Source organism: Shewanella marinintestina, from assembly GCF_023283845.1.
Classification (GTDB): domain Bacteria; phylum Pseudomonadota; class Gammaproteobacteria; order Enterobacterales; family Shewanellaceae; genus Shewanella; species Shewanella marinintestina.
Window position 1 is genome coordinate 104646 of sequence record NZ_JAKILC010000006.1, and the last position, 12503, is coordinate 117148.

Below are 12503 nucleotides of genomic sequence, written 5' to 3' on the forward strand. Positions count from 1 at the left end.
AAGAAAGCTTTATTCAAGCTTATTTTTTGGCTTTATCTTTTGAGCGACCGTAGCTACTTTTACCCGATGCTGCGCTACGGAAATTACTTTTTCCTACAGCATTTTTAGCGGGACGATTTTTGTCTTCGTACTTACGCTTATTATGACCTTTCTCTTTTACAGGTTTGGTCACTACGTCACGGTAGCGCGCAGGTAGTGGTGCGCCCTCTTCATAACCAGGCATAGTCAATCTTGGCAGTGTTTGCTCAATTAGCAGCTCAATCTCTTGCATCATGTCGCGATCTTGTGGTGACACAAATGAAATAGCACGACCCGCTAGACCTGCTCGACCTGTACGGCCAACACGATGAACGTAATCTTCTGCGGCAAACGGCAATTCAAGGTTTATCACTAAAGGCAGCGCTTCAATATCAAGACCACGAGCCGCAACGTCCGTTGCAACCATCACACGTAACTTGCCAGATTTAAATTCTTCTAATGCACGGTTTCGCGCACCTTGAGTTTTCTCACCATGGAAAACCGCATTTTTAACCCCATCAAGTTTAAGCTCGGCATGCAAATGTTCAGCACTTTCTCGGGTACTCACAAACACCAATACTTGCTGCCAGTTATTACGACCAATAAGCTCTGACAAGAGCTCGGCTTTACGGCGAGTATCAACTAAGTAAACTTCTTGGGTAATAAGGCTTGCTGTGGCTGAGGTCGCAACATTAATCCACTCTGGCGCAATTAACATTTTTTCCGCTAGCGTTTTAACTGCGTCGCTATAAGTTGCCGAGAAAAATAGCGTTTGGTGAGTCGCAGCCACCAGCTTTTTCACTTTTTCAATATCGCGCACAAAACCTAAGTCCAGCATGCGATCCGCCTCATCAACCACTAAGTGAGTCACATTTGATAAGTCCAAGCCAAATTGACCAATGTGATCGAACAGACGACCTGGTGTAGCAACCAAAATATCAACGCCAGCCTGGAGTGCTTTACGCTGCGGATTCATGTTCGAACCACCATATACGGCAACGGTTTTAAATGGCAAATACTGTGCATAAGCAGTGATATTATCGGCAACTTGAATTGCCAGTTCGCGAGTCGGCGTTAATACTAAAACCTTAACCTTCGACTCATGAGTCAATTCGGTTTCAGCTTCTATAAATAAGTTATATTCCTTAATTAAGCGATTCAATAACGGCAGTGCAAACGCGGCAGTTTTACCTGTACCTGTTTGGGCACAAGCCATAATATCTTTACCTTCCATGGCAACGGGTAGCACCTGCGACTGAACTTGCGTCAATTGCTGGTAACCCCGCGCAGAAACTGCATCTAAAATTTTGGAATGTAAATCGAATGCATCAAAGTTCATGGTCGGCTCAATATGAGTTAAGTACTCGCTAGCTGGAGTAGAAGCAATAAAAGTGAGCGCGGAGTCTAGCAAAATACCGCGTCAGATAATAGACAAGATCAAACCTCACTGTTTTCTTTTGCCTTAGTAATAAAAACCTGCTCAAACTCTTCAACGGGGACAGGCTTAGAAAACAGGTAACCTTGTCCATAATCGCAACCCGCGTCAGCAAGCACTTGGCGTTGGTAATCCGTTTCAACTCCCTCTGCTATCACCTTCATCCCGAGTTTATGAGCCATCACAATGATAGCCTCACACAGCGTAAAATCATTACCATTGCTATCGAGATTTCGGGTAAACGATTGATCTATTTTTAAGTAATCAATTTCAAATTTCTTTAGATAAGCAAGTGATGAATAGCCCGTACCAAAATCGTCAAGAGACACCTGAATACCTGATTTGCGATACATGGCTAAGGTAGACGATATTGTATGACTGTTATCGAGTAATAAGCCTTCTGTTATTTCGACACAAATATTGTTATTGGTTAACTTTAAGGCCTTGAGCAACGCCGCCCACGATTCAAAACTATCGCCTTCATCTCTAAATTGAACGGGCGATTTATTGATGCTGATCTGAACTTCTACTCCAAAACGATCACGCCATAATGCGCTTTGCTTCGCAGCTTGCTGAAATACCCAATTCCCAATTTCAATGATCAATCCAGTTTCTTCTGCGACAGCAATAAACTCTATTGGGGAGACTAGGCCCCGTTTCGGGTGGCGCCAACGGATCAAAGCCTCAGCCTTAAGACATTTTTCACTCTGCAAACAAACTATAGGTTGATAAAATAGCTCAAACTCTTGATTAACTATCGCCTGCCGTAAATCTTGAATAAGGCGCATTCTATGTTTAGCATAGCGCTGCATTGATGGCGTAAAGTAATGGAAGCGGTTTCGCCCCTCTCCTTTAGCTGCATACATAGCTTGGTCCGCATGCTTAAGTAACCCTTCAATCGTTAAGGCATCGTCTGGGTATAAGGTAATGCCGATACTGGCACTAATATAAGCTGTCTCGTCCCCTAGTTTATAGGGCTCTGCAATGCGTGATAAAATATGCTTTGCGACTTTATCGACCCCTTTTGTATCGGTTATTCCTGATAAAACAACGGTAAATTCGTCTCCACCTAGCCTAGCGACAACGTCAGTTTCGCGAATGCAGGCCTTCAAACGCTTAGCTGCTTCAAGCAATAGCCTGTCACCCATATCGTGGCCTAAAGTATCGTTTACCTCTTTAAAGTAATCGAGATCTAGAAACATCAGCGCAAAACGATGCTCACCATTATCTAGCCTTAGCATTTCAGTACTTAAATAATCTAACAACATACGCCTGTTCGGTAAGCCTGTTAACGGATCATAATTGGCCTGCTTCCAAATAATTTTTTCCGCTTGTTTTTTATCTGTAATATCTGAAAACAACGCCACTCGGCGCTGGGTTCCCGCGCGCTCGTCAACCAATGCGTTAAGCGTCAACCAAACCACAAACTCCTCGCCGTTTTTGCGTTTAAGCCAAATCTCACCTTGCCAACGACCTTCTTCTTCAACCGCTTGGTTCATCTGCTTGTAAGCATTACGATTGGTTTGGTTGCATTGCAATACCTTGATATTTTTTAGCTTGATTTCATCTTTGCTATAGCCCGTTATTTTAGAAAATGCGGCATTGGTATTAATAATATAACCCTGTTCATCTTGAACGCTCATCGCCTCACTGCTGTTGTTATACACAGAAGCCGCTAGCCGTAAAGATTCTTCAACCCGCTTTCTATCGGTAATATCGGTATAGATGCCACACATCCGTAGCGGTTTACCTTTTTCATCTCGGCTCATTACTTTACCGGTATCTAATAGCCATAAGGTTTCTTCTGCTTGATTGCGAATACGATATTCCACTTTATACTGCTCTGTTTCGCCATTGAGATGTGCATCAATCGATTTAAGAACTGCAACTCTGTCGTCAGAATGAATTGCGTTAATCCATAGTTTTGGCGCTTGATTTAAAACATCAATATCACAACCTAAAATAGCGGCGCTATGCTCATTTCGCTCCATAACGTCATTGGCTAAATCCCAATCCCAAAAACCAAGCTCGCAACTACCTAACACTAAACCTAGCTGCTCCTGACTCGCTAACTCTGCAATTTCAGCCTCTTTTTGAGAGGTGCGATTCAGTACACCTGTAATCACCAAGTCGACTTTAGATTGCTCTCGCTGACATGCGACTGTCATATGGGTATAAACAATGCTTTCATCTTTTGCTACAAGACGAACTTCTAGCTCAAACTCATTGATTTCTCCTTCAATCAGTTGGTTAAAATAATGCTTATAAATAAAATAGTCTTGAGCCTGCATTAACTCTGGCCAAGATAAGTGCATTAACTCTTTTTCTGAGTACAACAGCATTTCACATAGATTTGGATTAACCTTTAACCACAAATGTTCTTTATCAGTGATAGCAATCCCCATGCTGCCCGCTTGAAAATGAGACTTGAACAACAAGTGGTCTTGTAATTGAATTTTTTGATCTCGGGTGATTTCAATACGTCGAGATAGTAAGGTCCCTAACAATGCAGTAGTGACAGGAAAAATAATAAGAAAAGGGAAGATGATCAGAGGAAATAGGTTAAGTGCGAGTTGTGCTGGTACGGTAAAACCCCAGAGTAAAATAATACTATTGGTGACGACACCAAATGCAAACAATTCACTAAAGCGAATATCGCCAACTTCTCCCTTGCGAAACCTGCGCCACAAATAACCTAAAAGACCTGAAGTAAAAATGGCACCAATACCTGATATGACCGTAGGTCCACCTTCACTTAAACGATAAAGGCTGCTCAGTAGTACAGCCACTAAAGTTGGCACACCACCAAAAAACAAGCCACTAATACTTAATATAACCGTACGAGAATCAAAGAAAACCCCTTGGCTATGCTGCCAGGGCATTAGCATCAATCCTACTGTAATGCCACCAACCAATAGGCCAACACCAAGTTTGGGGAGCAGTTGCAACTCACGTTTATGGCTACGAGGGAAGGCGTCATATACCAACACTATTGCCAATAATAGTGCGGCATTTTGAATAAAATTAAGTATTAAGCTTTGATCCATAAAAACGCTTCGTCCTTGAAAACAAGTGCAAAAAAATTACAACTTAATCAATCTATTCAACATGGTGGAAGCTCGGTGTCACACCGATAAAGCACTGTCGTTTAAACCGCGATTTGTGACCGACTGTTTGTGCCGAAAAAACCAAATAAACGAAATAAACGAAGAAACCCCTAAGATGGTTAACCGACTGTTCAACCTTAAAAATAGAATCTAAATGACTAAAATTCAAAGTTAAACATATGAACATTAGCACTCACTAAGTTTGATTCTACTTTGAATAACGAAATAATCAGGTAGTACCAGATAAAATTAACTGAAATAGCAAATTATTATCTTAATAACACCGGATTTTTAACCAGGAGAAAAGTGCAAACTAAAAGGCAAGAAACTCAAGAAAAGCTGACAACTAAAAGTACAACGTTAAACCAAGTGCAGCTATAAGCTTGATGGCGCAGTCAATATTAACGATGAAGTACAAGTACACATAGAGCAGTAATAGTAGCGAGTAAAACAATCGGCAATGAACAGCAAGGCAATAAAAATCCAATGGCTAAGCCCATAATTAATGAAACCTCTGACATCACTTGATAAAAAGCACTCTTAGTAAGCACTTAATTTATCAGTACCACTTGCAGTTTAGAGTCTTGCTTATTGGTAAACATCAAGTAATTAGGTCAAGCCTAATATTAAAACTTAACCATTAACCATTAACCATCGTTTCATGGGTGACTAAACTAGGTTTAAGTAGATTATCGTGAATAGGACAGCGATGACAAACCACATCTAAAAAAACGCTCTTTTGCTGGTCAGTTAACTGTGTTCCGCCATTCGTTGCATCAATATCAACGAGCATATCAATACGTTTAAAACCAACAGGATCATCTGTCTCTAAGCCTTGCAATCCAGCCGTATTAATATCTGCTTTAATCGATACATCAATAGTATTGAGTCTGATTTTTTGCTCTCTAGCAACCATCTTAGCAATAGTCGAAATACAACCCGCCAATGAAAACACAAATGTCTCTAATGGATTCGCTCCCGTATTGCTAGCCGATGGCTGATCAATCACTAATTGATGCTCTCTAACCTGCGCGGTTACACGCCAGTCATTACCCATATGGGTATTCACTTCAACAATCTTGTTCGCCATACAACTACTCCATTTCCATTTGAAACAATCAGTGAAACTTAAATTGATCAAACTATCTGCATAAAACTTAAGCTTTTGCTGTTATTATCACAGCTAGTTTGCTGTCTTAGCGCCTAATTTTACACTTTGAGAATACGCTATTAAGCGCTAAGTTTAAAACTTAAATCAAACCAATATTGGTCATTTTAAGCAGTTTATTAATAGGCCTCCCAAGGACTATGTTAAACTGCTGCGCAATTACTCTACAGTATCAAAAACAAGTCAAATAACCATGTCACAAACTACAGCAAACCAAGCTCAACTTAATGAATCAAAACCCGTTCAACAAAGTAAAACCTACCACTTTCCGGTGCAGATCTATTATGAAGATACTGATTTTTCAGGTGTGGTTTACCACCCTAACTTTCTAAAGTATTTTGAGCGCGCTCGAGAGCATGTTATTGGTGCTAATAGCTTAGCAAGCCTATGGGACGAGCATGATTTAGGTTTTGCGGTTTACCGCACAGATATGCTTTGCCATGACGGGGTAGAGTTCGCAGATATAATCGATGTTAGAACAAAATTTTACTTTGAGAGTAAATATCGCACAGTGTGGATACAAGAGATTTGGCGACCTAACGGCAAAAAACCGGCGGTAACAGCGCAAATAGAGATGGTCTGTATGAACAAAAAACGCCAACTTAGCCCAATGCCACAGCAACTTATTGCGCGCTTAGGTGAGGCCTTTGCTGAGCAAGTGACATTTTAACGACCAAGCTCAACACTAAACAGTAATAGCGTTTTCCAGAAACGGAGTCGTATTTGGGTATAAAGTTAGTCGCTGCCTTTGAATGGCAGCGCCATTTATAGCCACAAAGTTCAATAATATTAGTTGGTTACACTGCTACCCCATTTCACTCAACTTAGCCCAACGCGCTTCTAGTTCTTTAGCTTTTATAGGCTTAGAAAAAATATCACCTTGGATTTTATCGACTCCCATCCCTAGCAATAATTGCAATACGTCTTCTGTTTCAACGCCTTCAACTGTAACCTTAAAACCAAGCCCTTTAGCTAAGCGAATACTGGTATCCATAATATGTCGCGCGCGGCCATCGACTTCTAGATCATCTAAGAACGCTTTATCGATCTTCACTTCATCTACGGGTAAATATTTCAAATAAGCTAGCGAAGAATGCCCGGTACCAAAATCATCAATCGCCACATCAACTCCTAACAAACGTAAATCTTTAATGGTTGCAACCGCACCATCAAGATCTTGCATCAGTTTACTCTCGGTGATTTCAATCGATATAACACTTGCCTCAAGCTGATACTGTGTCAACCTCGCTTTTATACCGGTAATTAAAGAGGCATTACGTAAATCTTGAGTGGATAGGTTTACAGCAACTTGCAGTTCAACCCCCATTTCATGCCACAGAGCTTGCTGCGCAAACACCTCATCAAGTACCCATTGGCTAACAATATCGATCATGCCCGAGTACTCGGCTAAAGGAATAAATTCCGCTGGTGATATAGAGCCTAATTGAGGATGTTGCCAACGCATCAATGCTTCGACTTGCTGACAAGCGCCACTAGGGAAGCTTTGTTTAGGTTGGTAAACCATATATAGCTCACCATCACGTAATGCTTTGGCAAGGCTGTTAATAATGGATACCTCTCTTATTTGCACTGCATCATCACCTAATAAATACTCGGATAATGCTACATCATGGGTCTTAGCTTTTTTTAACGCTAAGTCCAATCGCCTTAACATAGTACTAATATCACCATGAAAAGGTTCCAGAGCTAAATGGCCAACTTGTACTCGAGTGGTAATAATACTTCCAAAAATATCATAGGGAAGTTGCAAGTTATCAATAAGTTGTTGTAGCTGAGGCGGAGACATTGCGCTGGTAAAATAGATTAAGAACTCATCTTCGTTCATTCTTGCGATAAGTGAACCCGGTGGCGATAGTTCTTTGACTCGTACAGCCATCTGCTTGAGAAGTTCATCACCAAAATTAAAACCAAATAAATCGTTAACATAACGAAAGCGATAAATATCGAGTAACACCAAGCTGCCCTTATCGAGCGGCATTAACTCAGCCATTTTTCGCTTCATGCTTAAACGATTATCCAATTCAGTTAACTTATCTTGTTCAACCTGTCTGCCCTTGATAGCCAGTTCGTCGACTTGCTTTTTCAGTTGCCTAAGTTTGCTGATAACTGGGACGTCATCACTAGAAGGAGGATTAATTGAGTGAAACAGCTCATTGATTTTAGAATGCAGTCTTTTCTGACGTATTAAAGATACGACTAACAAAAGCAGTAATAATAAACAAACGCCAAAAAGCATCCAAAAACTGTCCATCAATGTGTATTTGACCTTTAGTAAATTCCCTGTTCAGTTTATAACCTAAACTATAGTGCTCTGTTACACCATCACCAGAGCACTTTAATTTCAATCTTTTTACTAAAATAGCTTTATTGGTAACTGGCCTTAATCGACTGATAAGCTTCAATAAAGCCTTCACTTGTTAATACGCTACTTGATACGGGTAACCCTTTATCAATAAAGACCTGCATACGCTGTTCAAACTCTTCGCCCGCCCTAAGCTCACCAGTATAGAAAGCCGCAGCACGAATAAAGTCCAAATAACTCACATGGTTAGATTGGTAAGTTAAGTCTGCCCAGCGCTCGACGACTTCCATCACGTCAAGTGAAAACTGCCAATTCTTTAGCACTGCGCGACCTAATGGCCCTTGCAGTTTTTTCACTAAGCCACGTAAAAAATCAATATTTGCAAATAGCTCGGGGTTAGCCTCAGCTTCAGTGAGGACAGGTAAGGCACCAATATTATGTACTAACCCTGCGAGAGTCATAGTATCGAGATCAAGAGAGCTGTCAGGATGCTGCTGTTTATAGAGCTGCAACATAGCGCACGCAGCAGAAGTAACGTCAATAGACGCGCTCCAAACTTCATCCATTACTTCCCAAACCATTTGATTGGTTGAGATAAACAGCTGCTCCATGGCAATTGAGGTAACAATCGATTTTATCTGAACTAAGCCAATTCGGTTAATCGCTCCATTAACATTCTCAGCCGGCACGCCCCTGCTATAAAGTGCACTATTGGCGACTCGAATAACCCTTGCGGAAATAGCCGCATCTTGGCCAATAATATTAGCGATATCTTTGAGGCTTGCATCTTCCTTAGCAACAACCTCCTGCACTCGCATCGCGACTTCTGGTAAGGTCGGTAAAATAAGTGCATCCGACTTAAGCTTTTTCAACAATCCTACTAATACTTGATGCTCTGTTGACATCTTTACTCCCTTTTAATGCGTATTAATTTGCAGCAAATCGAGTATATCAGTTGAGTGCTTGATGATGCGTGCAAAATCACATTAACGGGTCAATACTTAAACAAGTAGCCATTGTCAGCGAAAAAACACCTAAAAATGATACAGGGATCACAAGATTTTATAATAAACGACTCTGATCGACCCAAAGGCACTTATTATATGCGGCTGACTTTATTGCATTAGCAAGCGTGCATTCAGTAAAATGCGCGACCGATTGTCAAATCCTTATCCGTTAACAGAGAAGCTATTATGTTTAAACCTGAGCTATTGTCCCCTGCTGGTACATTAAAAAATATGCGTTACGCCTTTGCCTATGGCGCAGATGCAGTTTATGCCGGCCAGCCAAGATATAGTCTTCGCGTGCGTAATAACGACTTTAAAATGGAAAACTTGGCCGCGGGTATTAAAGAAGCTCACAGCCTAAATAAAAAACTTTACGTTGTAAGCAATATTGCACCGCACAATGCCAAGCTAAAAACCTACATTAAAGATATGGAGCCAGTGGTTGCTATGCAGCCTGATGCGTTAATCATGTCAGATCCAGGTCTTATCATGATGGTACGTGAAGCGTTTCCAGATCAAGTGGTTCACTTATCAGTACAAGCCAACGCAATTAACTGGGCATCAGTAAAGTTCTGGGAGTCACAGGGCATTAAGCGTGTCATTCTTTCTCGTGAACTATCACTAGATGAAATTGAAGAAATTCGTCAACGCTGCCCAGATATCGAATTAGAAGTTTTTGTTCATGGTGCGTTATGTATGGCGTACTCAGGTCGTTGTCTATTGTCTGGTTACATCAACAAGCGTGATCCTAACCAAGGAACCTGCACTAACGCATGTCGTTGGAAGTACGATGTCCATGAAGCACAACAAACTGAAACCGGTGATGTAGTTCCAGTTAACCCTGCTGTACAAATTGAAACGCCAACATTAGGTGCAGGTCAACCATCTGATCAAATCGTTCTGCTGCAAGAAGCGGGTCGTCCAGGCGAGTATATGCCTGCGTTTGAAGATGAGCACGGCACTTACATCATGAACTCAAAAGACTTACGTGCAATTCAACATGTTGAGCGTTTGACTAAGATGGGCGTTGACTCACTTAAAATCGAAGGCCGTACCAAGTCATTCTATTACGTTGCACGTACAGCACAACTTTATCGCCAAGCGATTGAAGATGCTGCAGCAGGCAAAGACTTTGACCGCACCTTGATGCATAACTTAGAGGGTCTTGCTCACCGTGGTTACACCGAAGGCTTCCTACGTCGTCACGTACATGATGAATACCAAAACTACGATTATGGCTATTCAATCAGCGATACTCAGCAGTTTGTCGGTGAATTTACAGGCGTTCGCAATGAAGCTGGTCTTGCTGAAGTTGATGTGAAGAACAAATTCCTTGTTGGCGACAGCGTTGAAGTCATGACACCACAAGGCAACCTTACATTGAAGGTTAATAGCCTAATTAACCGTAAAGGTGAGAACGTTGAGGCTGGTCTAGGTTCAGGGCACTTTGTATTCCTAGACGTACCAGCAGGCGTTGAGCTTGATAAAGCTGTGCTACTGCGTAACTTGCCACAAGGCCAAGATACCCGTAATCCGCACCAGCCAACAGCCTAGTGCTTTGTACTGCAATAGCAATTAGCAGTACCAATAAACACTAAATTATGATTAAAAGGCCTCAATTAAGAGGCCTTTTTTACATAACTAGCTGACCCAAGATCATCATTTTCAACGTTTAACTTTCCATTGTTGCAGTTCTAATAATCCCTGTTTAATACCAAGGCAACTTTTAGGTTAAAAAACTGCCGATTAAGATAAATTTAATGGATGTAGTTCCAGTAAACAAAACTAAATAAATTGACGACGGTACTGTGTCGGGGTCATGTTCATTTGCCGTTTAAAAGCTCGGGTAAAATGAGCCGCATCCGAGTAGCCCATTCTAATTGCGATTGAGGTGATCTTTAGTGAGGGGCATTTTAATAGATCCAATGTTTGCTCAAGCACCATTTCCTCTATCACAGCGCCATATTGAACTTGCTCTTTTGCTAAGCGACGCTGCAAAGTTCTCACATGTAAGTTTAAAATTTGCGCGGCAGCTTTAATAGGGAGTTTGCCCATTGACAGATAAGGCTGGATGGCTAACTTGAAGGTGCCTAGAAAACAAGCCGATGACGATACTGGGGTGACATGTTCCTTAGTCGATATATATGGATGGCACACTGGCGCCATCATCAGGTTTTCATCAATAGAAACAGCTGTCACCGGCCTATTGGTAAAAAACTGACTCCGAGCTAGTTGCGGCAGCGTGCAAAACACGCTGGCATTAGAAGATTGAACTCCCACTTGCTTCGGTCGCCACTTATTCGCCGTCAAAGCCGATAGCAATTCACAAATAAATATCACAGAGAACAATTCGGCGTGAGTAAACCACAACTCATCAACGCCCTCTTTTTCTCGTACCAACCACCAACTTCCTCCAGAGAACTGGGTATACACTTTGGTATGGGTGATGTTTGACTTTAACTGCTCTGCAAATTCATCTAATACAGCTCTTAATGAATCATTCTGGGACAGACGCCTGATAAACATCGGAATATAAATATTCTTACAAGCACTACTGATTAGCCGAATAAACTCTTGTAGCTCTAATCTTTCTCCCAAAGCTTGGATTAGGTTTTTCACTGTATTTTCAGGTAAGTAATCATAATTACTCTCACTCGAATACAAGTCAATCGGCACCTTTGCTTGCTGTAATATCGGGTAAATACTGCCTTCTAGCCCTCTTAACAAGCTGGCAAAAAAAGTCACGTCTTGTCGCTGAATAAGCGGTATCGAGCCATCTTGAGCATCCAACGGCATAGTTTCTTCCTAAGTGATCGCTTTTGCCTAAGTGATATTTTTATCTATAAATCAATATCAAGAGCCTGTCTATAAAACCACCGCGGCTCATCTTAATGTTCAGAATATACCTGCATAGCTCCAAAGCTGGTCATAAGCGAGATATAAGTCCACCTTCGCCGTGTGACGAGCCTAGTCTGCGCCCCTTTGTATGGTATAATTATTAGGTATCACTTTTTAGACTGCTCCGCATAGGCGGGGTTTTAGTAAATTTAATAGGCACGCTAATTCAATGGCATTATTAATCGACGACAGCTGTATCAACTGCGACATGTGTGAACCCGAGTGTCCTAATCAGGCCATTACTATGGGCGAAGAGATCTATGAGATTGATCCAGTTTTATGCACTGAATGTGTCGGTCATTACGACAAACCTACTTGTATTTCAGTCTGTCCAATCGACTGTATCGCGGTCGATCCTGACCATAAAGAGTCAGATGATGAGCTGTTAATTAAATACCACATCATCACAGGTAAGCCAGTCGAATAAGTTTATCTTAGCCATAAAACATGGAGCCATTTGGCTCCATTTTGTTTTATAACGCAGCCATAATGCACTCTAAAAAGCCTAGTCCAACTGATGACTTCGCTTGTCTGACAGCGTAAAATT

The 12503-nt window shown here is 41.4% G+C and carries 9 protein-coding genes; 3 read left to right on the forward strand and 6 right to left on the reverse strand.

The window, feature by feature from the left end; translation table 11 throughout:
* Nucleotides 1-19: 19 nt before the first annotated feature.
* The 3 genes from L2747_RS08445 to L2747_RS08455 form a co-directional block, all read right to left on the reverse strand.
* Nucleotides 20-1357 carry a DEAD/DEAH box helicase gene (locus L2747_RS08445; RefSeq protein ID WP_248998629.1) on the reverse strand — a complete coding sequence of 446 codons (1338 nt, stop codon included), beginning with the start codon at nucleotides 1355-1357 and terminating at the stop codon, nucleotides 20-22.
* 98 nt (nucleotides 1358-1455) lie between these two features.
* Nucleotides 1456-4500: an EAL domain-containing protein gene (locus L2747_RS08450; protein WP_248998630.1), complete on the reverse strand. Its 3045-nt coding sequence runs from the start codon at nucleotides 4498-4500 to the stop codon at nucleotides 1456-1458.
* Nucleotides 4501-5200: 700 nt separating this feature from the next.
* Complete coding sequence (locus tag L2747_RS08455) at nucleotides 5201-5650, reverse strand: OsmC family protein (protein ID WP_248998631.1); 450 nt, start codon at nucleotides 5648-5650, stop codon at nucleotides 5201-5203.
* A gap of 271 nt (nucleotides 5651-5921) precedes the next feature.
* Between L2747_RS08455 and L2747_RS08460 the strand changes: the two genes are divergently transcribed.
* Entirely contained in the window at nucleotides 5922-6398 is a 477-nt protein-coding gene (locus L2747_RS08460) for a thioesterase family protein (protein WP_248998632.1), read from the forward strand.
* 135 nt (nucleotides 6399-6533) lie between these two features.
* Here L2747_RS08460 and L2747_RS08465 read toward each other — a convergent pair whose 3' ends face one another.
* Nucleotides 6534-8000 carry a putative bifunctional diguanylate cyclase/phosphodiesterase gene (locus L2747_RS08465; protein WP_248998633.1) on the reverse strand — a complete coding sequence of 489 codons (1467 nt, stop codon included), beginning with the start codon at nucleotides 7998-8000 and terminating at the stop codon, nucleotides 6534-6536.
* A gap of 113 nt (nucleotides 8001-8113) precedes the next feature.
* A complete protein-coding gene (locus L2747_RS08470) occupies nucleotides 8114-8956 on the reverse strand; it encodes an HDOD domain-containing protein (RefSeq protein WP_248998634.1) in 843 nt (280 codons plus the stop codon).
* A 288-nt stretch (nucleotides 8957-9244) separates the two neighbouring features.
* On the opposite strand from L2747_RS08470, the gene trhP reads away from it, so the two are divergent.
* On the forward strand, nucleotides 9245-10612 hold the full coding sequence (gene trhP / locus L2747_RS08475; protein ID WP_248998635.1) for a prephenate-dependent tRNA uridine(34) hydroxylase TrhP: 1368 nt from the start codon (nucleotides 9245-9247) through the stop codon (nucleotides 10610-10612).
* 231 nt (nucleotides 10613-10843) lie between these two features.
* Here the strand turns inward: trhP and L2747_RS08480 are convergent, their stop codons facing one another.
* Nucleotides 10844-11854 (reverse strand): helix-turn-helix domain-containing protein, encoded by a 1011-nt coding sequence (locus tag L2747_RS08480; protein ID WP_248998636.1) that lies wholly within the window; start codon nucleotides 11852-11854, stop codon nucleotides 10844-10846.
* 271 nt (nucleotides 11855-12125) lie between these two features.
* On the opposite strand from L2747_RS08480, the gene L2747_RS08485 reads away from it, so the two are divergent.
* Nucleotides 12126-12383, forward strand: coding sequence for a YfhL family 4Fe-4S dicluster ferredoxin (locus L2747_RS08485; RefSeq protein ID WP_012156237.1), 258 nt, complete (start codon nucleotides 12126-12128; stop codon nucleotides 12381-12383).
* Nucleotides 12384-12503: the final 120 nt, after the last annotated feature.